19 protein-coding genes are annotated in these 24,142 nt (G+C 64.8%); 4 read left to right on the forward strand and 15 right to left on the reverse strand.

Annotated elements, in window-relative coordinates; genetic code table 11:
• Positions 1–892: 892 nt before the first annotated feature.
• From ACYOEI_RS19860 to ACYOEI_RS19885, 6 genes are all read right to left on the reverse strand, one after another.
• A complete protein-coding gene (locus ACYOEI_RS19860; protein ID WP_462851299.1) occupies positions 893–1,933 on the reverse strand; it encodes a tetratricopeptide repeat protein in 1,041 nt (346 codons plus the stop codon).
• A gap of 1,883 nt (positions 1,934–3,816) precedes the next feature.
• Positions 3,817–4,746 (reverse strand): hypothetical protein, encoded by a 930-nt coding sequence (locus ACYOEI_RS19865; RefSeq protein ID WP_462851300.1) that lies wholly within the window; start codon positions 4,744–4,746, stop codon positions 3,817–3,819.
• A 224-nt stretch (positions 4,747–4,970) separates the two neighbouring features.
• A complete protein-coding gene (locus ACYOEI_RS19870) occupies positions 4,971–6,362 on the reverse strand; it encodes an alkaline phosphatase PhoX (protein ID WP_462851301.1) in 1,392 nt (463 codons plus the stop codon).
• A 448-nt stretch (positions 6,363–6,810) separates the two neighbouring features.
• Positions 6,811–7,893 (reverse strand): alkene reductase, encoded by a 1,083-nt coding sequence (locus tag ACYOEI_RS19875; RefSeq protein ID WP_462851302.1) that lies wholly within the window; start codon positions 7,891–7,893, stop codon positions 6,811–6,813.
• A 143-nt stretch (positions 7,894–8,036) separates the two neighbouring features.
• Positions 8,037–8,744: a M17 family peptidase N-terminal domain-containing protein gene (locus tag ACYOEI_RS19880; RefSeq protein ID WP_462851303.1), complete on the reverse strand. Its 708-nt coding sequence runs from the start codon at positions 8,742–8,744 to the stop codon at positions 8,037–8,039.
• Positions 8,745–8,898: 154 nt separating this feature from the next.
• Positions 8,899–10,755 (reverse strand): amidohydrolase, encoded by a 1,857-nt coding sequence (locus tag ACYOEI_RS19885; RefSeq protein WP_462851304.1) that lies wholly within the window; start codon positions 10,753–10,755, stop codon positions 8,899–8,901.
• Positions 10,756–10,897: 142 nt separating this feature from the next.
• On the opposite strand from ACYOEI_RS19885, the gene ACYOEI_RS19890 reads away from it, so the two are divergent.
• The 3 genes from ACYOEI_RS19890 to ACYOEI_RS19900 are packed head-to-tail and all read left to right on the forward strand — an operon-like array spanning position 10,898 to position 14,259.
• On the forward strand, positions 10,898–11,074 hold the full coding sequence (locus ACYOEI_RS19890) for a hypothetical protein (protein WP_462851305.1): 177 nt from the start codon (positions 10,898–10,900) through the stop codon (positions 11,072–11,074).
• A gap of 32 nt (positions 11,075–11,106) precedes the next feature.
• Complete coding sequence (locus tag ACYOEI_RS19895) at positions 11,107–11,325, forward strand: RNA polymerase sigma factor (RefSeq protein WP_462851306.1); 219 nt, start codon at positions 11,107–11,109, stop codon at positions 11,323–11,325.
• A 33-nt stretch (positions 11,326–11,358) separates the two neighbouring features.
• Positions 11,359–14,259 carry a protein kinase domain-containing protein gene (locus ACYOEI_RS19900; protein ID WP_462851307.1) on the forward strand — a complete coding sequence of 967 codons (2,901 nt, stop codon included), beginning with the start codon at positions 11,359–11,361 and terminating at the stop codon, positions 14,257–14,259.
• Positions 14,260–14,427: 168 nt separating this feature from the next.
• On the opposite strand, the gene ACYOEI_RS19905 is transcribed toward ACYOEI_RS19900, so the two are convergent.
• The 3 genes from ACYOEI_RS19905 to ACYOEI_RS19915 all read right to left on the reverse strand — a co-directional run bounded on the left by ACYOEI_RS19905 (position 14,428) and on the right by ACYOEI_RS19915 (position 16,880).
• On the reverse strand, positions 14,428–14,940 hold the full coding sequence (locus tag ACYOEI_RS19905; RefSeq protein ID WP_462851308.1) for a DinB family protein: 513 nt from the start codon (positions 14,938–14,940) through the stop codon (positions 14,428–14,430).
• Positions 14,941–15,119: 179 nt separating this feature from the next.
• The gene (locus ACYOEI_RS19910) at positions 15,120–15,851 is read right to left on the reverse strand and encodes an SDR family NAD(P)-dependent oxidoreductase (RefSeq protein WP_462851309.1); all 732 of its coding nucleotides are present in this window, start codon (positions 15,849–15,851) and stop codon (positions 15,120–15,122) included.
• A gap of 282 nt (positions 15,852–16,133) precedes the next feature.
• Positions 16,134–16,880 carry an SDR family NAD(P)-dependent oxidoreductase gene (locus ACYOEI_RS19915; RefSeq protein WP_462851310.1) on the reverse strand — a complete coding sequence of 249 codons (747 nt, stop codon included), beginning with the start codon at positions 16,878–16,880 and terminating at the stop codon, positions 16,134–16,136.
• A gap of 125 nt (positions 16,881–17,005) precedes the next feature.
• On the opposite strand from ACYOEI_RS19915, the gene ACYOEI_RS19920 reads away from it, so the two are divergent.
• Positions 17,006–17,410, forward strand: coding sequence for an ArsR/SmtB family transcription factor (locus ACYOEI_RS19920; protein WP_462851311.1), 405 nt, complete (start codon positions 17,006–17,008; stop codon positions 17,408–17,410).
• Between the two features lie 148 nt (positions 17,411–17,558).
• Here the strand turns inward: ACYOEI_RS19920 and ACYOEI_RS19925 are convergent, their stop codons facing one another.
• The 6 genes from ACYOEI_RS19925 to ACYOEI_RS19950 form a co-directional block, all read right to left on the reverse strand.
• Positions 17,559–18,896: a sigma-54-dependent transcriptional regulator gene (locus ACYOEI_RS19925; protein WP_462851312.1), complete on the reverse strand. Its 1,338-nt coding sequence runs from the start codon at positions 18,894–18,896 to the stop codon at positions 17,559–17,561.
• An 88-nt stretch (positions 18,897–18,984) separates the two neighbouring features.
• The gene (gene msrB, locus ACYOEI_RS19930) at positions 18,985–19,389 is read right to left on the reverse strand and encodes a peptide-methionine (R)-S-oxide reductase MsrB (RefSeq protein WP_462851313.1); all 405 of its coding nucleotides are present in this window, start codon (positions 19,387–19,389) and stop codon (positions 18,985–18,987) included.
• Positions 19,390–19,560: 171 nt separating this feature from the next.
• Positions 19,561–20,757 carry a hypothetical protein gene (locus tag ACYOEI_RS19935; RefSeq protein ID WP_462851314.1) on the reverse strand — a complete coding sequence of 399 codons (1,197 nt, stop codon included), beginning with the start codon at positions 20,755–20,757 and terminating at the stop codon, positions 19,561–19,563.
• A 418-nt stretch (positions 20,758–21,175) separates the two neighbouring features.
• Positions 21,176–22,018: an NYN domain-containing protein gene (locus ACYOEI_RS19940; protein ID WP_462851315.1), complete on the reverse strand. Its 843-nt coding sequence runs from the start codon at positions 22,016–22,018 to the stop codon at positions 21,176–21,178.
• A gap of 209 nt (positions 22,019–22,227) precedes the next feature.
• The gene (locus tag ACYOEI_RS19945; RefSeq protein ID WP_462851316.1) at positions 22,228–22,524 is read right to left on the reverse strand and encodes an RNA recognition motif domain-containing protein; all 297 of its coding nucleotides are present in this window, start codon (positions 22,522–22,524) and stop codon (positions 22,228–22,230) included.
• 531 nt (positions 22,525–23,055) lie between these two features.
• The gene (locus ACYOEI_RS19950) at positions 23,056–23,559 is read right to left on the reverse strand and encodes a hypothetical protein (RefSeq protein WP_462851317.1); all 504 of its coding nucleotides are present in this window, start codon (positions 23,557–23,559) and stop codon (positions 23,056–23,058) included.
• Positions 23,560–24,142 lie beyond the last annotated feature (583 nt).

The raw sequence follows: 24,142 nt of genomic DNA on the forward strand, positions 1-24,142 counted from the left end.
GATTTAGGTTAGTGGTTTGAGGGGAGTTCTGTCCGCGAATGAATCGGCAGCTGCATCCGCGTGCCGTGCAAAATGCAACATCCGCACGTCATCCTGCACGGCCTTCGGTACGAACACGACGGCTGCCGAAGCGATCCACGAACTCTGACGGAGAAGTGTCGATTTTAGGCGTCGCATTCGCGAGCTGACCGAGGCTAGGCAACGTCGCCTTGAGGATCTCGAAAAATCGACTCGTCGCACGATTCTTACTTGAATAAGATTAAATTATATAAGTAATAATGCGAGATTCGTTTGTCTAAGACAGGTATGCAGCCAAGACGATCAAGGGCAAGACAATCCAGAAGATCCCTAACAGTCGTCCCATCCATTCTACCCAATCTCGCTCGAGGTTCCACTCGACGCAAAACCAGACGGATACCCACATCGCCACGACGCTCATTCCTATCAAGGTCGAAAGAACAACGGCCAAGTTTGATGACGACGTCTCTTCACCCGACCTCGCGGTCGCGATTGCTCCCACCACGCGTTCGATGAGCGCCGTACCGCAAGCGATGAGCCCGGGTTGCCTCAGAGCGCGAGCCATGGGTGGCCTGGGCTGGCTGAATCGAAGCGGGAAGAACGCGACCGTCAAGGACGCTACGCAAGGGAATGCCGCCTCATGGCCGCATGCGAAACCGAAGAATTGCTGGAAACCAGCCGGGATTGGTCGGGGTGGATTGCATTCGTAGAAAGCGGCTTTCGCGAACGTAATCCCGACACCGATCGCTGCTACGAGGATCATCGCATCCGAGAGGTGAAAGCGACGACCGTTTCACTCGATCTCTGGTGGCACGATTTCGGAATCGTTCATTCGAGGCGGCCCCCTTTGCTAATCACTTCGACGCGCCGTCGGTTAACGGACCGGCCGACGCGAGGCTTCCTCCAGGGCTCGGGCCGCCTCCTCCCGGTGGGTGTCGCGGAGGAATTGGGCATACTGCTTGATGATGGCGGTTGCCGTCGGGTGGGCGAGTCCGATCGTCTTCGAAGCGAGGGCGACCGAACTTCGATAGCTGGTCTCGGCCTCATTAAGGCGCCCGAGTTTCTTCAAGGCGAGGGCACGGTAAGCCAAGGGAGTGATAAGGTGCGTCGAATTCTTGCCGCGTATCTTCTCGACGATGGCGATGCCGCGAGCCAGGTTCGGCTCTGCTTCTGCGGCACGGCCCTGGATTTCCAGGAACGTCCCGTATGACGCCAACGCACGACCGTAGTCGGGATGCTCCGTCCCCTGGGCCTGTTCGAGGCTCGCCAATGCTTTGTGATAGAGTTCCTCGGCCTGGTCCGCCCTGTCGTCACGACCGAAGACGTCGGCAAGTGCGATCCTCGCCTCGGCGGTCGCCGGGTGTCCTTCGCCGAGCAGTCCCTTTCGGATGCGGACCGCTTCATCGGCGAGGGATCCGCTACTGAAATAACGTCCTTGGCTAAACCGCAATCCGGCCAGTCCGAGATACCACGTTGCCAACGTGATGTCATCGACTTTCCTCTTGATCCCTTCCGTGATAGCCTCGGCATATTCAGACTCGGCTCGAGAGTAGTCACCCTGTAGGAAGTGCTGTTGTGCGGCGACGAACCTCGATTGAGCATGACTTTGTTCGGGCGGTCTGGTTGGGGATAATGTGAGGTCAAATAGCGAGGGAGTCGTCGGCGCGAACCAATCGGCGTCACCTCGCTGCTTGCCGGTGGCCTGGGCTGAAAAGCTCAGATCCTCGTGGCGGAGGAGTCGGTGAGGTGTCTGGAATCGGCCGTCGGCATCGGTGCGAAGATGCCACATCCCGCTCTCGGAGGGGGTGCGGCGCACATCGACGTTCGCAGATGTCCTATATCGCGTATAGACGGAGATGTCGGCGTCCGGAATCGGCTTGCCTAACTCATCGACGACCCGTCCTCCGAGGCTCATCGTATTCTCCTGGCTGACGACCAGTGTGATTGGCCTGGTCGCGGAGGGGAGCCAACGTGCGGGTGCCCCCGTCCCTGTCTCGCCAAAGGGGGCTGTCAACTCGAGTGGGACGTCCGGGGCGATGCCTTTGAGGATGAATTCCCCTCGCTCATTTGTCTCGAAGCCCGGACGGAGATTCGATTTTCCTCGGACTTGACTTCCGTCGATTCCGATGACCTCGACTCGGGCCCCGACCACGGGCTTTTTTTCCTGGTCGAGGACGAATCCCCGTGCATCGATGCTTCGAATGACCTCCACAGGCGGGAGGTCGAGTTTCTCTACTCCCTCCTCGGCCATCGCAAGCAGGTTCCCGAATCGATGCGACGGCAAGTAGGGACCAGCATCGATGCAACGAAATCGTATCCGTCCTGGTACCAGGACAACCTCGTAACGGCCCTCGGCATCAGTTCGGGTGATTGTGAATCCGACGTTGGGTCGGCTATCGAGTTGAACGAGGGCACCCACGATCGGGAGCCCGGTCCCGCGTTCGTGGACAAGTCCTCGTGCTCGGATGCCTTTGGTCATGTCGATCTCGATGTCAGTCACCTTGCCGGCTTCGATGAGAGGATAGGTGCGGAGTCGGCAAATCAGAGGGGACGAGGTTTGCGACCGGATGACTCCGATTCTCAACTCGCCCTCGGCAAGCGCCGAAACCTCAAATCGGCCGTCATGGTCGGTGGTGGCCTCGAAATGGCCATGAATCTTGTTTGGCAGGTCTGGGTTCGTCGGTAACGTATCGCCCTGGATGACAAGCCCCGCCACATCCTGACCAGAGTCAGTCCGTACGTGGCCACGGAGCCGACCCGTTGGTCTCAGGACCATGGCCAGCTCGCCGTCGTCGAGCTTGGGGGTAAACACGGTTTGGTCTCCCAGATCGGGAGATGTCACCTTCAGGCTAATGATATCGTCCGGGGTGAAGGTCTGGACACGAACTCGGCCCTGCTCGTCGGTCTTGCCACCGAGTTGCTCGCTTAGGTCATCAGGGAGCACCAATACTGGCTTGAGTATCCCGACTTGGAGTCGTACCCCGCTCGCTGGAGTCTGGTCATGTTTGAGCACTCGGGCCGAGACCGTGGGGGCCTTTCGGAGAACCAGCCGCACAGGATCGTCGGTTGGCTGTGATCGGATATCGGCATGGATTCCAGTTAAACGATCACCGGCTCTATAAGCAAACACCACATGCTCGGCGGAAGAGAGATAGGGCGGCCCTTCGACAATGCCCTTCGTGCGGGGTGCCGAAAACTGACCCTCGGCATCCGAATTGCCTTTCCAGAACGTCTTGAACCTCGCGCCGATGTTACCTACGAGGAAAATCTCAGCTCCGCGAACTGGCTTGCCCCGTTCATCAACAACGATCCCTGCAATAGGTGCCGGGGGTGGGATGACGATCATATCGTCATTGAGTGATACAAACGCTAACATTAGAATGGTTGACAAGCACATAGATTGTCCCCCTGCGAAAATGAGCGAGGAGGATCGCCAAACTCTCGATCCTTCCCTCGGCGCCGCCAACCGTGATCTTCCATAGCTGGAGCTCTCCGATCGTTGTGCGGCACCTTTCTATCGAGAGTGCCAGAGACGGCACAGATTTTCAAAGAAAACCTACATGGCTGGCGATGACGAGCAGCATGGATCGAGAGGATAGAGGAAACGAGTAAGGTCCGCGCGATTCATGCGGGGCATGGATCGCGCGGACCGTGGGAACGCGAGTAGGGCTCGTGCCGATGAGTAGGGCTCGTGCCGATATTGCCGTCGCACGCCCTCAGGGGAGCGTGCGCAACGCGTTCAAATTCCGCACGAGCCCAAGCCTATGTGCGAGGGCTTGGGCGGGATCTCAGGCCGTCTCAACGACGTCCGCTTGTGGATTCGTAACGCAGGGCCTCAGCCATTTCTTGATATTCGTCGCCAGCGATCCAGTCGACCCCGGCCTTGGCGGCGGCCAGCCAACGAACTTTGGCGGTCGCGTCATCGGCAAAGCGGTAGCTGCCGCCGAGGGGGCCCGAGTGGCCGTTGAGGCTGTAGAACCGGACGCGGAAACCTCGACGATGGGCCAGGTCCATCAGCGTGCTCAGGCGAGTCATCTCGTCCGATGTCCATTCGCCTGCGGAAGGGGGGCCTCCTCGTTCGATCGTCCCCCAGTGCATGGCAAGAAATCGGAGGTAGGGTGTCGAGTTGCTCGGGAGGTAGGCCGCGACGTCATTCGAGTATGTGCCGGAGACGACGCGGTCGCGGAAGGCGCGATAGGTCCCCCCGGCGGGGATCAACGCGTCGTAGGCGTTCTTCGCGGCCTCGCTGCCGCTGAAGCACACGGTCAGCCGACGGGTCGTCAAGGGGGAGTCCGCCGCCTTCGGGGCCGACGAGAACCATTCGGCGTGCGCGTCGAGCAAGTCCTTGAACTGCTGGACCGCCTCGGGCCGGCCCGTCTTCCAGTCGATCGTGAGCACGGTGGGGGCGCCGTCGGCGCGAGGCGCCTTGAAGTGGGCCTCGAGCGCGGGGATCAGCGACGTCTCGAGCCGAGGGTAGGCGACGTCGGGGTGGGGCTTCGCGTCATGGCCGATGATGAGATGCTTCGCCACGTCGTCCCAGCCGAGGTCGATCTCGATGTTGTCGATGCCCAGCGCCAGGGCCTCGGCCAATCGGGGGTTGTCGGTACGATTTTCCGGATAGCAGTTGTGGGCGCTGATCGGAAGCGGGCGGGCCGTGCTGTCCGCTGCCCCCTGCGTCGACGGGGCGAGTGCCAGCAAGAGGATCAAGCTGACGAATCGGAATATCATGAAGTCGTCCTCGGAGAGTTCTCGTGAGGTGGGCCGTCGAGATCGGGCTGAAGTCAACTACGGAGTGAATACGCGCAAGAGAAGGCAGACTTGTCCGCAGATGACGCCGATCGGCGCAGAGGAAATTCATAAAACGAATTCGATTTCATCCGCGCCGATCGGTGTCATCTGCGGGTGGTCTTCAGCCTTCGGTTCCTAGCCTGTCGACGGGTTGATTTTTGAAATCAGATGAGCCCGTCCTGCCAGGGGCCGGTGATGGCGAAGGTGATCCCGGGGATTTGCAGGTTGGCGAACAGCCATTTCCCGTCGGGGCTGAACGTGGCGCCCGCCCACTCGAGCTTGCGGAAGTCGCGGTCGAAGCCGAGGTGCGGCGTCTTGCGCAGGTCGACATTGTTGGCCGCGAAGGGGACGACTCCGCCGTCGGCCGTCAGGCACTGGAGGCGTTGTTGGGGTGCCGTGCTCCCGTCTTCGCAGATCACGAGTCCGCCTCGCGGGCTCATCGTGATGTTGTCGGGCATGTCGAGGACCATCCCGCTGGGAGAATCGAAGAGGAGCGTCAACTTCTCCTCGGCGGGGATATAACGCCAGACCTGGCCCGCGGCCGAGTCGCCACCGCTCTTGGCCGTGAAGTAGACCTTCCCCCGGGTAAACCAGCACCCTTCAAGGCCGGAGAACATCGCCCCTTGCTGGGCATAGCCCTTCTGAAAGCAGCCGTCACCCCGGCGCCTGTCGTCGGCGTGCGCGACCTCCGGGTCTTCGATGTCGACCCAGGAGACGTCGAAGGTCTGCCCGGCCTTCAACCCCCGGACGAGGTTCTGCGTCCCCTTGGCCTTGAGCATCTGCACCTTGCCGCCGGCCTGGAGGTTTCGGCGCTCGGTGGGCACGAAGCGGTAGAAGCCGGCCTTGCCCTGGTCCTCGGTCATGTAGATCACGCCCGAGTCGGCGTCGAACGAGATGGCCTCGTGCGTGAATCGTCCCATCCCTCGAATCGGTCGGGCGTCGGAGGTCCCCACGGCGGGGACTTCGAAGACCCAACCGTGGGTCTGCTCCAACTCGAGCGCCTTCGCGTCCCGAGGATTCTCCTTATCGCCATTCTCGAGGGTGGTCTCCTCGCAACTGAGCCAGGTCCCCCAGGGCGTCGGACCGCCGGCGCAATTCCTGATCGTGCCCCTCAAGCTCACCCAGGACGACTCGAGCTTGGCGGTCTTGGTATTGAAGACCAGGTTCGTGCACCCGCCCTTGCCGAACTTGTCGTAAGCCGAACCCGCCTTGCCGATCGCGACGCCCGAGCCGTTGACTTCGTGATTCCGGCAGAGCGTGACGGTGTCTCCGGACGACGCGATCACGGCCATGCCGTCGTGCGAGTCGGGGGTCGTGCTCCCGTCGGAGAGCGTCTCTCCGGTCCAACCAAACGACGTATAGCGGAAGCCTTCGGGGAGCTCGAGGAGTGGCAGTCCCGTGGCTTCATCCCGAGTCGGCCTCAAGGGGCCGAAGCTCTTGCTTCGAGCGACTTCGCTTGCGCCGAGGTGACCGGCCCATTCGTCGAAGGGCATGGCGAATGTGGCGGCCCCGAGGGCGGCCGTGCCTTGCATGAAGCCGCGGCGAGTGATGGGCATCTGAGGAATCTCCGAGGCATGTCGAGATGAGCTTCAGCTCGAATCGTCCCGTAACGACCCGAAAACAGACGAAGAGTTTGGTCGGAGCCAAGCACACGACCGTAACAACCAACGCTGAAGATGGTGCGAAGAACCGATGTGATCCACGCGTGGAATCCCAATAAGCTAACCCAGTCGGGATCGAAGTGCATACGGCTCCGTCAAGCCTTGATTCGGGGTTTGCCGTGCCGGCATTCGTCGACGTCAGGCGCACAGGACCGCACGGACCTCCCCCCGGTGGGTGGGGCACCCTTGCCCCGCTCTTGCTGCAAGAGTCGAGGCGAAAGCCGCGGGGCAAGGGTGCCCCACCCACCGGGGGATCATCCTCATCCGAATGAAGCCGTAAACACGACCCCATTTTTTAGCGTTGACGCATCACCGGGAGCGTTTCGAGAAGAACTCCTCCCCGTCAAGGAAACGTGGGGTAGTCGACATAGCCCAACGCACCGTGGGTGTAGTAGGTCGAAGCGTCGGGCGGATTCAAGGGGGCGTTGCGGGCGAATCGTGCCACGAGGTCGGGATTCGCGAGGAACGGCTGGCCGAAGGCGACGGCATCGGCACGGCCCTCGCGGATCGCTTCGGCGGCGTCCTCCTTCCGGTATCCCCCGTTCGCCACGAGGACGCCGTCGTAGGCCGCCCGGATGTGCGGGGTGACCCGGGGCCCGTCCGGGTTGTACAGGCGCCCCGGCCGGATCGACTCGGCCACGTGGAGGTACGCCAGCCCGAATGGGGAGAGGACGCGCGCCACGTGCGTGAAGAGCCCGATCGGGTCGCTATCCGCCATACCTTTTTCGTTCATGGTGGGGCTGATGCGAACTCCGGTGCGGTCTGGGGACCAGGCCGACGTGACGGCCCGGACGACCTCGATGAGGAAGCGGGCCCGGTTCTCGGTCGAGCCTCCGTACTGGTCCGAGCGATGGTTTGACGAGCTGCGGAGAAACTGGTCGATCAGGTAGCCATTGGCGCCGTGGATCTCGACTCCGTCGAATCCCGCGACGCGCGCCCGCCGGGTCGCCTCGGCGTAGTCGCTCACGATCTGGGCGATGTCCTCGACCGACAACTCCCGGGGGACGACAAAGGGCTTCTTGCCATCCGGAGTATGGGCCTCGCCTTCGGCCGCGACGGGGCTGGGGGCGACCGGCTGCTCGCCCCCGAGGAAGTCGGGGTGGGAGACGCGGCCCATGTGCCAGAGCTGGAGGACAATCCGGCCGCCCGCGCCGTGCACGGCCTCGGTGATGCGTCGCCAGCCGGCGACTTGCGTGGCGTTGTAGATCCCGGCGGTCCCCACCCAGCCATAGCCCTGCTCGCTGATGGCCGTCGCCTCGGTGATGATCAGCCCGGCCGAGGCTCGCTGGGTGTAGTACTCCGCCATCAGCTCGTTCGGGACTCGGTCCGTCGCCCTCGAACGCGTGAGCGGGGACATGAAGATCCGGTTCGGCGCCTCGATCACCCCGAGTCGCAAAGGTTTGAACAATTCGTCACCGATTGCCATGATGTGTGCTCCCGACTCCCAACGGATGATGTTCCGGAATGAAATCAATGACCCGACATCGGCCTAAAGCGGATTTGAATCGAACACGGCGAAGAGAAGGCAAACCTATCCGCAGTTGGCTCATAGCAAAACATTGAGAATTTTCAATTTCGTCTGCGACTTTCTGCCTCGGCCTTCGCCTCGCTTGCGCCTTTCGTCACGCCTTCCGTCGTCTCGTCGTAGAACTTGGGGCCGGCCTCGACCACCCATTCCGACAGGGTGAACGGCCTGGCGAAACCTTCGTTCTGGAGGCGTTTCTCGGTCTCGTAGGCGAGCAGGACGCCGCGGGTCACGGCCCGTTCCACTTCGCCGGTCGCGATCGCGGTATTGCCCTGGTCGCGGATTAGGGGGGCGAAGCCGACGCTCGTCGCTCCCAGCCTTGCCGCTTCTCTCAAGGCCACCCGGCCGACTCGCTCCATCCTCTCGACCGACAACGTCGCCTCGTCGCCGAGCCCGATCAACAGGAGGCGTTTCGGCCGGATCGTCCCATTGGGCGTGTCGAGCAGGATCGTCTCGAGTGCCTCCCCGCCGAACTCACCCCGCGATCGGAGGGCGCCAATCAGGCCGCCCAGTCGCCTGTCGAGCTCGAGCGGCGCGCCCGACATCCGTGAATCCGAGTCTGGCGTACGCTTGAAGTAGCAGATCACCTGGAGGGGGACATCCGCGTCGTACGGGCCCTGCATGCGGACGATCAGCGTCGTCCCCCGCGGGCCTTCGACCCTCGTCTCGGCGGGTTGAGTCGACGCCTGTTGCGCTGTGGAAGGGCCGGGCCATCCGACCAGCAGGGCGATCGCGAGGAAGAGGCGGGGCATGGGAGTCTCCGGAAGGTGAATCTCAGAACGTGAAGGTGACCCGGGGGGTGGAGTCGTCGACGTCCTTCCCTCCCGGGCGAAGTCTCCCGGATGAACCGACCCGGGAGGACGTGGACGCAAGCGACGACCCTCGGGGAGCACGCGGGGCCGGCCGTCAGAACGCCCAGCAAGCGCAACCGCCTCCCCGGAACGGGTCGCCCGCGTGCGGCCTCGACGGGCGGACCCGCTTCCGGGGCGACGACGGGGCGTGCGAAGCCTGGCCGCACCGCGACGCATGCGAGGGAGACTCGGTCGCGGCGATCGTCCGATCGCGCTGATAGCCGCCGTAGAATCCGACCGGCGACCAGTCCGGCGTGACGGGCAGCGGCGCCGGCCCGAGGGCTCCGAACGGCCCGTCGCCGTGGACGATGCGTCCGCCGACCACGGTGAGCAGCGACTCGATGCCCCGGATATTCGGCTCAGGGACGGTGAAGTAATCGGCCGAGAGCACCGCCAAGTCCGCGAGCTGGCCCGGGGCGATCGCGCCCTTCGCCGCCTCCTCGCCCGACATCCAGGCCGACCCCTTCGTGTACAGCCGCAGGGCCGTGGTGCGGTCGAGGCGGTTCGACTCGGGATAGAGCGCGAGCCCGCCGACCGTCCGTCCGGTCACCAGCCACGACAAAGCGACCCACGGGTTGTAGCTCGCCACGCGGGTTGCGTCCGTCCCGGCCCCGACGGGGATTCCCATGGCGAGCATCTTCGCCACCGGGGGTGTGTGCGTCGCCGCCTCGGCCCCATAGCGGTCGACGAAGTACTCCCCCTGGAACGCCATGCGGTGCTGGACCGCGACCCCGCCGTCGAGCGCCTTGATCCGCTCGAGGTTCCGCTCGGTGACGGTCTCGGCGTGGTCGAAGAACCAGCGGAGCCCGGCGAACGGGACTTCGCGATCGACCGCCTCGATCACGTCGAGGAATCGGGCGATCGACTCGTCGTAGGTGGCGTGCAGGCGGAACGGCCAACGGTGCTCGGCCAGCAGCCTGACGACGCGGTGGAGTTCGTCCTCCATGCCGGGGGCAAGGTCGGGCCGGGGTTCGAGGAAGTCTTCGAAGTCGGCGGCCGAGAAGACGAGCATCTCGCCGGCGCCGTTCATCCGGTAGAAGTCGTCGCCCGCCCACGGGCTCGACATCCCGACCCACTTCGAGAAGTCGTCGAACTCCTCCCTCGGCCGCTGAGTGAACAGGTTGTACGCGACGCGCACGGTCAACTCGCCGCGGCGGTGGAGGTCCTCGATGATCGCGTAGTCGTCGGGGTAATTCTGGTAGCCGCCTCCGGCGTCGATGACGCTCGTCACGCCGAGTCGGTTCAGCTCGCGCATGAAGTGTCGCGTCGAGTTGAGCTGGTACTCGGGCGGGAGCTTCGGCCCCTTGGCGAGTGTCGAGTAGAGGATCATCGCGTTCGGGCGGGCGATCAGGGCTCCGGTCGGGTTGCCTCGCTTGTCTCGCTGGATCTCGCCGCCGGGCGGGTCGGGCGTGTCCTTGGAGTAGCCGACCGCACGGAGGGCGGCCGCGTTCAGGAGCGCGCGGTCGTAAAGGTGCAGGATGAAGACGGGAGTCTCGGGGGCGGCTTCGTTGATCTCGGCGAGTGTCGGCATCCGCCTCTCGGCGAACTGGAACTCGTTCCAGCCGCCGACGACGCGCACCCACTGCGGGGCGGGCGTCCTCAGGGCCTGCTCGCGGAGCATCCGGAGCGCGTCGGCCAGAGACGGGACGCCATCCCAACGCAATTCGAGGTTGTAACTCAACCCGCCCCGGATCAGGTGGAGGTGCGAGTCATTCAGCCCGGGGATGGCCCGCCGGCCGCCGAGGTCGACGGCCATCGTCGACGGCCCGCGCGTCGCCATCACCTCGGCGACCTTACCGACCGCGAGAAACTTGCCGGCGCAGATCGCGACCGCGTCGGCGTAGGGATTCGACGGGTCGAGCGTCGCGATCTCCCCGTTGTGCAGGATCAGCTCGGCATGAGGCGAGGCCATCAATCCTCCAGGATCTGAGAACGGTGCAGCCAGCCATGGAAGCCGCTGGCGGTCCGACCCGCCGCAGTTGCTAAGCGTGGCAGGGGTCCACGCCATCCGGTACAATGACCCGAATCGTTGCAAGTCGCGGTCGGGATTCACCATGGAACCTGAGCCGACCACCGTCGTCGTCCAGCGTTATCTCGATGAGCTCGCCCGCGACGATCCCTCCGAGCTCGTCGTGAGGGCGCTCCTGGAGCGGTCGGCCTGTCGGCTGCGGAGGCTCTGCGTCCTGTTCCTCCGAGTTGAGCGAGGACCTCGTCCTCGCCCCCGACGTTGAGCGACTCGAAGCTCAGCGGCGACGGCCGACGGATGCTTGCAGCGATCGACGGCTTGCCCGAGGAGGAGCGCGAGGTGTTCGACCTGATCCGCATCCAGGGGCTGACGACCCCGGAAGCCGCCGAGGTGCTCGACGCGTCGGAATCGACCGTGAAGCGACGGCTCCGGAGGGGGCTCTCGAGCCTTGCCGAGAGGCTGCATTACCTCCGGCCGCAGGACGAGCCTCCCTGCGGGCGCCGCCTGGCACCCTGACCGCGATCCCGCGATGACGAGGGCAGCGCCGTGATGATCGACTTGCGAATCCAGGAACTCCTCGATGAGCTGAACGACCGGGATTTGACTCCGGAAGTCGTCTGCGACGACTTCCCCGAGTTGCTGCCCGAGGTCCGCGAGCGCTGGAGACGGGTCCGCCTCCTGGAGGCCGAGCTCGACGATTTGTTCCCGCCCGAGCGTGAGATCCCGGCCCGCGAGTCGTCCACCACGCCAGGGGGTGCCGACCTGCCTCGCGTCGAGGGATACGTCCTGGAAGCGCTCATTGGCAGGGGCGGGATGGGGGTCGTCTACCGGGCCCGCCACATCCGGCTGAACCGCATGGTCGCGATCAAGATGGCGATCGCGGGGTCCGATCCAGGCCCGCAAAAACGCGACCGGTTCCAGAGGGAGGCCGAGGCGGTGGCCGCCCTCCGGCACCCGCACGTGGTCCAGATCTACGACGTCGGCGACGCCGACGGCAGTCCCTACTACGCGATGGAGCTCGTCTCGGGGGGGAGCCTCGCCGCGAGGGTCAAGCCGACGAGCCCGCGTGAGGCGGCCTCCCTTCTCCTGCCCCTGGCCCGGGCCATCCAGGCCGCCCACGACGCGGGCATCATCCACCGCGACCTCAAGCCGGCGAACATCCTGCTCGATGAAGACGGCACGCCGAAGGTCGGCGACTTCGGCCTCTCGCGACGGATCGACGACGACTCCAACTTGACGCTGAACGGGGCCGTGATCGGAACCCCGAGCTATATGGCCCCGGAACAGGCCGCGGGCGATTCCGCCATCATCGGGCCGGCCGTCGACGTCTACGCCCTGGGCACCATCCTCTTCGAGTTGCTCACGGGTCAGCCCCCCTTCCGCGGCAAGTCGCCCGCGGAGACGATGCGCCACGTCGTGGCCCTGGAACCCACGCCGCCCACCTCGCTCAACCCCAAGGTCCCCCGCGACCTCGAGATCATCTGCCTCAAATGCCTGAGCAAGGATCCGGCACACCGCTACTCGTCGGCCGAAGCGTTCGGCGACGACTTATGTCGCTTCCTGGATGGGGAGGCCATCCGGGCCAAGCCCGATGGCCGGACCGCGCGGATCTGGCGACGGATCCGCCGCAGCCCGGGGTGGTACGCGATGCTCGGATGCATCGTCCTCCTCGTCGGTACCCTGGCTGGCGTCGGCGCCTGGATCGCCGCGGATCGGGCGGAGTCGGCCCGCCGTTCCGCTGCCGAGACGGCGGCCAACGAGCGGGCCGCGATGGGCGACTTGCGCGAGATGGCCTCGGCGATGGACCGGGCGGGTTGGGTCGAGGCGAGGGCGGCGTTCGGGCGGGCCGAGGGACGCCTGTCAGGGAGGGGGGCGGCCGAGGTTCGCGCGGCCGTCAAGCGAGCCCGTCTCGACCTGGAACTCGTGGGGCGACTCGAATCGATCCGCATGGGTCGTGCCCGCTCCGTCGGCGGGGTCTTCGATGTCGCAGGCGCGGATGTCGCTTACGGGAACGTGTTCCGTCGCTACGGCTTCGGAGGTCCCGAGGAGGCTCCCGAAATCGTCGCGCCCCGGATCGCGCGGTCCGACGTCCGGCGGGCCCTCCTGGACGCCCTCGACGATTGGCCAAGCCAGGGGACGGATCTCGCCAGGAAGACGTGGACGCTGCGGGTCGGCAAGCTGGTGAGTGGGCAGAAATCGACCTGGGTCGCCGACGCCCGAGATCCGGAGTCGCGAAGCAGCCGGCCCGCGCTCGAACGGCTCATCGCGGAGGCCCACGTCGAGGACCATTCCGTCCCGCTGCTGCTGGCCATCTCCGCCGACTTCCAGGCGGCGGGAGGCGATCCCGTCTCGTTCTTGCAGAAAGTCCAGCGCGCTAATCCCGGCGACTTCTGGGCGAATCTGGCGGTCGGGATCGCGCTCAACGGTGCCCAGAGGCATTCGGAGGCGGTTCGATATTACCAGTCCGCGTTGGGACTCCGGCCCGATGCGGCCGTGAGCTATAACAACGTGGGAAGCAGCCTGACCGCCGCCGGCCATCCGGACGAGGCCATCGCGTATTTCCGCGCCTCGCTGAAGATCGACCCGACCGCCATCGTGACGATCTACAACCTGGGCTACGACCTGAGGGTCACCGGCCAGATCGACGAGTCCCTCGCACTCTTCCGATCGGCCGTCGATCGCGGGCCTGAGCATGGGTTACTCCATGCCGGCCTCGGCGATTCCCTCGCCGCGGCCTCGCGGCCCACGGAGGCCCTGGCCGAATACCGTCGGGCCATCGCGCTCGATCCGCAACTCTTGATGGCCCAGCCGAGCCAGAGGGCCACCGTCCTCCGTCTCATGCCGGCGGAAGACGCGTTGGCGACCTGGCGACGGGCGATCGCCGCGAATCCCGACGGGATCGGAACCCGCGATGGCTATGCCGAGTTCTGCCTGTTCCACGGCCACGAGGACGACTACCGCGAAGAGAGGGTTGTCCTGCTCGAACACTTCGGAGGGGCCGAGGAGCCCCAATGGGCCGAGCGCATCGGTCGCGCCTGTCTCCTTCGCCCACTCCCTCCGGATCAGGCCGAGAGGGCGATCGCGCTGATCGACCGCGCGTTGGCCGACCGTCGTGCACCCTCGGGGGCTTGGACGCGGCCCTATTTCCTCGTGGCCAAGGCGCTGGGCGAGTACCGCCTTGGCCATTTCGCCGCCGCGATCCCAATCCTGGATGGCGAAGCCGCGACCGCGCTGGGGCCTTGCCCGCGCTTGATCAAGGCGATGGCGCAACAGAAGTTAGGCCAGGGCGACGTGGCTCGCAAGTCGCTCACGGCAGCGATCCGGGCCCACGACTGGAATCTCGCCCGAGCCGACTCCCGCGAGGCCTGGATCTATCATGTCTTGAGGCGGGAGGCCGAGGCCACCGTCCTGGGTCACGATTCGCGCGGGGACGGGGTCGGGCGAGAATAGGCGGCGAGCGTGGGCGAGGAGACGTGAGGGAGAGACCCCTCGCGGAAGTCCACCAAGCTCTCCGCGTTCGACTTGGCCGAAGACGCACGACTAAGGCACCAAGATACAAAAGGTTTTTGTATCTTGGTGCCTTTGTGATGAATTCGCGAGGCGAGAGTTCGGGGGAGATCAGCGAGGCGTGTCCGAATTCACGACATCGTCGAGGCCCAGTGCTCGGCGCTTTTCATAAACGTGCTCGAGATGGCGTGTGACATGCCCCGTGATGCTGCGGATCATCTCGCCGACCTCGCGGGTCACCTCCTCGCCTCCGGCTTTCGCGAGCACGATTTGCCTGGAGAAAACCTCCGGCGCCATCGCGCCGACGATGCGAGCGGTCTGACGACGGAGCGTCTCGAACAGGAGCATCTCCTCGTCGAGGTCCCGGGCCTCCGGCCGCAGGATCCCGGTCAGCTCCTGCTGCGAGAGGGCGGGGAGGCGCGGCCGGTCGGAGATGAGGGCGGCGCGGATCCGCGAAGCGATCAGGAAGTCGGCATCGACGAGGTGGCAGAGGACTTCCAGCGAGCTCCATTTCCCCGCCACGGGATGGGCCATCGCCTGCTCCCGCGTCATCCCGGCGTATGCGGCGCGGACCGCGTCGCAGGATTCCAGGTAGGGCTCGATCAATTCTTTGGTGTCATTCACGCGAACATTCCCCTCGCTCAATCGAAGTGCCGTCGAAGTCTGTTTAAGGGGGGGAGGATTCACCACGAAGGCACAAAGGTCAAAAAGTTTTAAAAATGGAGAAGTTAATTCTTGAATGTTTCGTTGCGTCCCTTGTGCCTTCGTGGTGAATCCTCCCCGCCTCGATACCCCGCCTCCGCTCAGACCTGCGCCACGCCCCCGTCGACGAAGAGCTCGATGCCGGTGACGAAGCTGGAGTCGGACGACGCGAGGAAGAGCACCGCGGTCGCGATCTCTTCGGGGCGTCCCATGGTCCCGCGGGGGATGAGCGCGACGAAGGGGTCGAGGAGCTCTTTCGGGACGCCTTCAAGGATCGGGGTGTCGATCGTGCCGGGGCTGAGGACGTTGACGCGGATGTTCCGGGACTTGAGGTCCAACGTCCACGTCCTGGCGAACGAACGGACTGCAGCCTTGCTCGCGCTGTAGACGCCGAAGGCGGGGTAACCCTTCGACCCCGCGATCGACCCGTTCATGATGATCGAGCCGCCGTCGGCGAAGAGGGGCAGGGCCTTCTGGACGGTGAAGAGCGTCCCCCGGACGTTCAGGCCGAAGGTCTTGTCGAACTGCTCTTCCGTCACCTCGCCGATGGGGGCGAACTCACCCGTCCCCGCGCTGGCGAAGAGGACGTCGATGTGGCCCTTCTCTCGCTTCACGGTCTCGTAGAGGCGATCGAGGTCGGCGAGGTTGCTGGCGTCGCCCTGCACGCCGGTGACGTTCCGGCCGATCGCCTTCACGGCGGCGTCCAGATGTCCCTGACGACGGCCCGTGATGAAGACGTAGGCACCCTCCTCGACGAAAAGCCTGGCCGTCGCCAGGGCCATACCCGACGTCCCGCCCGTGATCACCGCGACCTTATCCTGGAGCTTACCCATCGTCATTGACCTCCGTTGATCAAACGTTCTTTGGATCTCGGACCCCGTGCGAGGCTGGAGACGTTGCGTTGGGCCTCGCCAACCCCTCCTCGCCGATCCTCAACGCGGTTCGCAACGCCCGTGTCACACCACAAAGGTGCAATGTCACAAAGAGGAGCCCTTGAGGAAACGAATCCTTTGGCTAATGACTCTCCGATTCCTTTGTGTCTTTGTGCCTTCGTGGTGAATTTTCAGTCAGGTCAATCGGATCGAACTCCGAGATGCGTCTTCGCGTCCGGAGGCTCAGTGCAGGCCTCCGGACGCGATCAACTGCTCGCCGGTGAGCCAGCGGGAGTCGTCCGAGGCCAGGAAGACGGCGATGGCGGCAATGTCGCCCGGCTGGCCGGCGCGGCCGAGCGGCGTCTGGGCCACGAAGCCCTTCTCCATGTCCGACCCGACGAGCCCGATCGTTTGCGTCCCCTCGGTGTGGACGAGCCCCGGGTTGATCGTGTTGACGCGGATCTTCTTCGGCCCGAGCTCCTTGCCGAGCACGCCGGTGATGGCGTCGACCGCACCCTTCGTGCCGGTGTAGACCGAGGAATTCGGCGGCGTCACCCGGGTGACGACGGAGCCGATGTTGATGATGCTCGCCCCTTCCTTGAGGTGCTTGACGGCCGCCTGGGTCGTGAGCAAGAGGCCGAGGACGTTGATGTCGAAGATCCTGTGGAAATGCTCCTCCGTGATCTCCTCGATCGACGCGAACTCGTAGACCCCCGAGTTGTTGACCAGGATGTCGAGGCGGCCGAACTTCTCGACGGCGGCGTCGATGAGCCCCTGCGCGTCCGCCTTCTTCGAAACGTCGCCCCCCACGGCGATGGCCTTACCCCCCGACTTGGTAATCTCCGCGACCACCGTCTCCGCGCCCGACTTGCTGGAGTTGTAGTTGACGACGACCGACGCCCCTTCCGCGGCCAACGACTTGGCGATCGCGGCCCCAATCCCCTTCGACGCACCGGTGACGACCGCGACTTTTCCCGAGAGCTTGCTCATGACCGAGTCCTCGCGAATGATGAAATGTCGGGCGGAGGCCTGAACCTTCCGTCGCCTCTAGGTCTCTTAGTTCCGAATGTTAGAACTATGGAACCGAGAGTCAAGCCCCGGTAGAATGGGACGTCATGAGGCCGTTATTTCATCCCTCGGTGTCGGACATCACCGTCGAGGGCGTCCTGCACGCCCTCTCCGACCCGGTGCGCGTGGCGATCTACGCCAAGATCGTCAGCGCCGAGTGTTCGTATAATTGTTCGGCATTTTTGAGCATTCAAGAGAAAGAAGTCCCGAAGTCGACCCTCTCCCAGCACTTCAAGATCCTGCGAGAGGCGGGCCTGATCCGGAGCGAACGTCGAGGCGTCGAGATGCACAACACATCCCGTTGCGCCGAGATCGAGGAACGATTCCCGGGATTGATCGCCGCCATCGTCAACGCCCATCGGATCCAGTTGAGCGAGAAGTCGTCTGGCGGTGCGTCGGGATCGCGGAGTCCCGCCAAGCGCGACGTCGGGTCGTCGGCTCGCGAGGCTTGATCGAGATTGGGTGTGTCCCGAAACCTGTTTTTTTCTTGAAAAACGGGTTCCTGTTGGGAGTCGACAACCTCATCCCGGGAGGGGTCGTCGAGGTCGAGGGCGTCAGAAACCCGTTAGTTAAGAGAATATCGGGTTTCGGGACGGATTCTTATAAGCCGTGTTGCTTACGCTTGCGGTAGAGGGTGCTCGGGTCGATCCCGAGGGTCTTCGCGGCGGCATCGAGGTTGGGGCTGGTGGCGAGGACGCGGCGGATGTGCTCGACTTCCATCTGCTCGAGGGTCATCGCTCCGCCGATCTCGAGGGGGCCGGGGTGCTCGGATCGGGCCTGGGCGATGCGTTCGGGGAGGTCGGCCAGGCCGACCTCGGGGCCTTCGGCCAGGATTGCCGCGCGTTCGACGGCATTGCGGAGCTCGCGGAGGTTGCCCGGCCAGGGGTGTCGCGTGATGGCCTCGCTCGCCTCGCGCGTGAAGCCGGAGAGCGGTCGGCCGGTCTGTCGGGCGAAGAAGGTGAGGAGGTGGCGGGCCATCTCGAGGATGTCGGTCCGACGTCGGAGGGGGGGGAGGGTCAGCTCGACGACGTTCAGCCGGTAGAAGAGATCCTCGCGGAACTCGCCCGAGGCCACGGCCTTTTCCAGGTCGCGATTGGTCGCGGCGACCAGGCGGACGTCGGCCTGGCGGGTCTTGGTCTCGCCCACGCGCTCGTACCGTCGTTCCTGGAGGAAGCGGAGGAGCTTGGGCTGGAGCGCCGGGGGGAGGTCGCCGATTTCGTCCAGGAAGAGAGTTCCCCCTTCGGCGGCGGCGACCTTGCCCAACGCGTCGCGGACGGCCCCGGTGAACGCCCCTCGGACGTGACCGAAGAGGTCGCTCTCGAGCAGCTCGGGGCTGAGGCTGGGGCAGCTCACGGTCACGAACGGGCCTGATGATCGCGTGCTCCACGCGTGCAGGGCGCGGGAGAGGACTCCCTTGCCGGTGCCGTTCTCGCCTCGGATCAGCACGGCGGCGCCGCTGGCCGCGACGCGACGGGCGAGGTCGAAGACGCGGCGAATCTCCGGGTCGGTCGTCTCGAGCTCGACCTCGGGGACCTCGCTGCGCACCTTGTCTTCCAGGTCGGCGATGCGATCGCGCAGGCCTCGGACACGGGCGACTCGCTCCAGGACGGCACGGACCTGGGCCGGGGTGAATGGCTTCGGGAGGTAGTCGAAGGCGCCCCGGCGCATGGCATCGACCGCGGTGTCGACGCTGGCGTGCGCCGTGATCAATACGACGGCAAGCCTCGGGAGTTGGCCGAGCATCGGCTCCAGGAGGTCGAGCCCCGACTTGTCGCCCAGCCGAAGGTCGACGAGTGCCGCGTCGCAAGGCTGGACTTCGAGGTGCCGGAGGGCTTCGGCTCCCGACGAGGCCTCGACGACGGTATGGTTCATCGCCTCGAGCGCGATGCGCAAGGTGCGCCGGATGTTCGGCTCGTCGTCCACGATCAGGATGCGCATGGCACGTTAAGCGCTTCGGTTCCGCGGGGGGTGAATGAGCCGGCCTGTGACCTACGGGGGCGTCGACGCTCCGAGGTTAGGGTCAGGCCTAGTCGTTAGATTTGGCCTTGAGGTCGATTGACGCCGAGTTGATGCAGTAGCGTAGCCCGGTCGGGCGAGGCCCGTCGTTGAAGACGTGGCCGAGGTGTCCCCCGCAGCGGTGGCAGGTGACTTCGGTCCGGATCATCCCGAAGCTGCGGTCGTCGTGTTCCTCGACATTCGGCTCGGCGATCGGTTGGTAGAAGCTGGGCCAGCCGCAGCCGGAGTCGAACTTCGTCTCGGACTCGAACAAAGGCTCGCCGCAGCCGGCACAGTGGTAGACGCCCGGAGTCTTCGAGTTCCAGTACTCGCCGGTGAAGGCCCGCTCGGTGCCTTTTTGGCGGAGGATCCGGTATTGTTCGGGCGTGAGCTCCTCGCGCCACTGCTCGTCGGTCTTCTCCACTTCGTGACCCATCGTCGCCCGTCCTGTCTTCGCTGGTCGTGGAACGACTCGGGCTTTGAGATGGCCTCGCGATGTCCGCGAGAGGGAACCTCGGCCCGTCATCCCATTATAGGCGAGCGTGTCCTCGCCGACTCGGGGACAAGGGCTGGCGTCGTCCTTCGGTCCGGGAGACGGCTCGCAAGGTCAACGGGACCTGGCCCGTTGGCGATAGAACTCCAGCCATTTCTTACCGTTGTCACTCGTGCCCTTGGCGTTTTCGTCGAGGCCTCGAAACGCGAGGTCGATGTCCGAGGCCGGTGGGGTTCCCAGGCGTTCTCGTTCGACTCCTTGTTCGACCAGGCGCACGGGCTCGCCCACCCATTGATTCGTGGCGAAGCCGTTGCTCAGGGCCGCGTAGTACCAAACCCTGGCGTCGTCGGGGTGGGACTTCACCAACTGGTTGAAGAGGGTGGACGACTCGCTGAATTTGCCTTGCTTGAACAGCGAGGCTCCCTGGGACAGCAGGACGTCGAGCGAAGGAGCCTCCTCCACCACCGGTTTGGAGGTGTCTCGTCGATCGTTGTCGACGTTCGTCCCTCCCGCTCGGGGCATCTTGGCCTGAATGGTGGCGAGCTTCTCGGTGTCGGCACGGACCGTCGCGAGGTTGTCCCGCAGGAGCTTCTGGGCCGCTTCGAGGCCGTCCACTCGACCCGTCAAGGCCCCGACGTCCTTGGCGACGGTTGATGAGCCACCGTCGCCCGACTTCGGGAGGCCATCGAACTGCCGTCGCAGTCTCGAGACCTCGGCGAGCGGGGCGAATTCGGGCTGTTGTTCGAACCGCTTCTGGAGGTTCTCGAGACGCTCGGTGAGGGTGTCGAGCTGCCGCTTCAACGGTTCGAGGTCGGCGGCCGCGGCGTTTGGGGGTGTTGTCGGGCGATCGGGGCCGATCCCCTTGGTGCTCTCGGCGACCGCGGGGCTCGCTTCGGTCGGGCTTGTCGGCGCAGGGGCCTGGGTCTGGCCCGCGATCAGGGTCTGATACGCCCAGGCGCCGGCGAGCCCGAAGACGAGAGAGACGAGGGCCGACGCGCCCAGCATAAGTCCCATTCGAGAGCCGGAACCCTGGGCGGGTGCCGGGGGAGTGACCCAGCGACCGCTGTCGTCCTGCACCTCGGTCGGTGTGGAGGCCGAGACTGCTGCAACGGGGATCGGCTGAGCGGGCGGGGGGGATGCGGGCGGGACGACGGGGCCGGACGATTCGTGATAGCTCAGCTCGCCCTGGAGCTCGGCCAAGGCCATGTTGATGGGGTTGGCCCGCGGGGAGGCGCCCGTCACCGTGGTCGCCCTCGTCGTTCCCGATTCGGGGCCGGGTCGTCGGTGGACGTTGCGCTCGTCGGAAGACATGGGACGCTCTCCTGCGCTCTTCACGGACGAAGGCAAGGCAAAGCAAAGCGAGATTTGCAAACGCCGTTCCGGCCCGATGGTCGGGAGAACTGCCCAGCGTTGCGAGTCTCGGCGGGGTCCGGCGTGGTCGGCCTCTCGTCGCTCGCGCTCGTGGCGTTCGAGGGCCGTCGCCTCTCCTTTGCCGTCGTCTCCTGGCAAAACCGTGGCTCAGGGCCGCATAATACCAGGCCTTCGCCGCGTCCGGATAGGTTCTCTTCGGCCCGAACGGCCAAATCCTCGGGTTCGAGACCGAGCCGGGCCGAGCCGATGGCCTTCGAGGTGAACCCGGCCGGTCGTCCTCTCGCACGCAAGTCTCCGAGCTCGAAGCGCAAGCGCTTCGAGCTCGGGACGGCGTATGGTCACTCGCTTGGGAAAAACCTCAGCGACGGTGGGGGGGGGATGGGCGGGGTTTCTCGTTCGCGTCCTTAGCCTTCCCCTTGTCCGCGTCGCGGGGACCGAAGCGGGTGACGGCGTAGGTGCCGCTCTTGGGGTTCCGCTCGATGTCGACGAGGGCGAGGTTGTCGGCCTCTTCGAGCAGATGCGTGAAGCTGCGGTAGCCGTAGTAGCTCTCGTCGAAGGACGGCTTCTTACGCTTCATCGTGTCCTTGATCATCGAGGCGTAGAGGACCTCGTGATTTTCACGGCGAAGGGCGTTGCAGGCTTCGATCAGGAGGGTGTAGACCTCGCGCTTCCGCTCGGGCATGTCGGCGTAGAGGTCGGTCGCCAGCTGCTGCTCGTCCTGCTCCTGACGCTCAAGGTCTTCATAATAAATGAATTCGTCGCAGTTGTCGCGGAGCAGCTCCGACGTCGAGCCTTTCATGCCGAGGCCGATGACGTGCTTCCCGTTTTCTTTCAGCTTGGAGACCAGGGGAGAGAAGTCGGAGTCGCCCGAGACGATGACGAATGTATCGACGTGGGGCTTACTCCAGGCGAGATCCATCGCGTCGACGACGAGTCGGATGTCGGCGGAGTTCTTCCCGGTCTGGCTTCGTTTGGGGATCTCGATCAGCTCGATGGCGGCTTCGTGGAAGGGCGAGGTGTAGTTTTGGTAGCGGTTCCAGTCGGCGTAGGCCTTCTTGACGATCAGCTTGCCCTTTTCGACGAGCCGTTCGAGGACCTTCTGGATATCGAACTTGGTTTTCCGTTGATTCTGGAACCCCATGGCGAGGTTTTCCAGGTCGACGAACATCGCGAGGTTGCGTTCACGGTCATTCTTGGACATGAAAGGCTCGATTCCCCGCGGCGAAATGGGGGAGGGGACGGCCCGGCGACGCGAGGTGTTTCGCGCTTCTCCCGCCCGCGTCGGTCGGGCGCATCAACGTCGGGATCGATCGCGAGGGTATGACGCCGGAGGTCGTTCCGCAACCCCGGGCGGCACGCGGATTTTCACGCGCCGTTCCCCGGGTCGGACGTCCCTTGGCATGTTGGGGTTTAGCCCGCGCCGCCGCCGAACCAGCCGCCGCCGGCATAGAGGTCGCGGACCGTCCGTCGCGGGCGCGACTCGTTGACGGTCAAGGCGCGATCGCGATGCTCGCGGCCGTGGAGGGCTGAGATGGCCGCCTTCGCCTCGGTCTCGTTCGGCATCTCGACGAGCCCGAAACCACGCGACTGCCCCGTCCGCGACTTGACCTGCACTTCGGCCAAGGTCACGCCACCGAACGGGTCGAACAAGGCCCGTAAGTCGTCCGACGTCACCCCATAATCCAGGTTTCCGACATAAATCATCATGACGGGCCTAACTCCTCTTCAAGCGGCGGAAAACGAAATCGAAACCGAGCCTCCCTTCGCGATCGGACCTCACACCGCCGGACCGGCTTGAAGGCGGTCCCGGTGCGCAGGCTCGCGAAAGTGGATGCCGGTCTCGAGAAACGACCGTCGTGGCACACCGATCCCAGTCCACCGCGTCGAAGGCGGGGCAGGCGTGCGATCCGACCACGGATTGGCGGCGAGGGGAGAGGACGTCGGCAATTCACCGACCCAACCCGACCCGGCGGCCTCAGCAACATCGAAGCTTACCGGAAACCGGCCGTACTCGCCAGGGGCCTCCGGCATCATTCGGAAATGCCGCACGACCCGACTCGGGCGCTCGCGAGAAGATCTGGTCGAGTGATCGTGCCCTGCGAGACGGGACGTCGTGCCGTCTCGCAGGGAGAAAAGGGGGAGAGGAAAGTCGTCGCTTCGGTTGGCCCGAGAAACGAACAACCCCGGCCGAATGGGAATCCGACCGGGGAAGTCTGGTTATGAGTTGATCAGGAGTGATCAAGCTTGCGGGGCGGCCTTGGCCGGGGCAACCGGGGTCGGCAGGACCTTGGCGGGAGCCTGCGGGGCCGGGATCACCTTCGAGGGGGCCTGGGGAGCGGGGATGACCTTGGTCGGGGCCTGCGGGGCCGGGATCACCTTCGAGGGGGCCTGGGGAGCGGGGATGACCTTGGTCGGGGCCTGCGGGGCCGGGATTTCCTTGCTGGGCGCCTGCGGGGCGGGGGCGACCTTGGTCGGAGCGACCGGGGCCGGGATTTCCTTGCTGGGCGCCTGCGGGGCGGGGGCGACCTTGGTCGGAGCGACCGGGGCCGGGATTTCCTTGCTGGGCGCCTGGGGAGCGGGGACAACCTTCGTCGGGGCGACCGGGGCGGGGATGACCTTCGCCGGGGCCTGCGGAGCCGGGATCACCTTGGCGGGCGTCTGCGGGGTCTGGGCCGAGGCGAACGAGGTCAGGCCGCTGAGAACGGTCGCACCAGCCAAGGCCAAGAAACGGCGGGAAATCATGGTTGCGAACTCCTCTAATTCAATGGTGCTTGCCAGGGACAACCGAGGGCCAGGACGAGAACCATCACCCATCCGAACCCGGTTTGCTTCAGTATACCCGATAACTTGACTGCGATCTCTGGGTATTTTGCGGATTTTTCGAAGAATAAAGTGATCGGCTGATTCGGTGGGGTCGTCGGCGACTTTTATAGCAGACGGAGTGCCATCGTTCACGGGTACTCCGGTGGGAACCGGAAATCCCCGAGGATTGGAGGTGGGTACCGGATGGGGTGTTCATAGGATCCGGGGATTCACGTGCCAGGTTGAAAATCTTGATGCAGGCTCGTCGTATTTCCGACTTGGGCAGAGTCGGGCACGGCTTCTAGGGGATAGACATCGGACGGGAGCTGCCGAGACTTGAGGCAGGGTTCCGAAATTTGTCGAATCCGTCGGGCCGATCGTCGAAGGGAGCCTTCGAAAGACAAGTTGGGGCGAGGCGTTTGGGACGGCTCGGACAAATGTGTTTCGGCTCCTGGTGATCGGCCGAGGGCCCTAGTACAATCGGCGGCTCGATGGCGATTGGGCCGAAGACGAGGGCGGGCCT

The organism is Singulisphaera rosea, assembly GCF_054877945.1.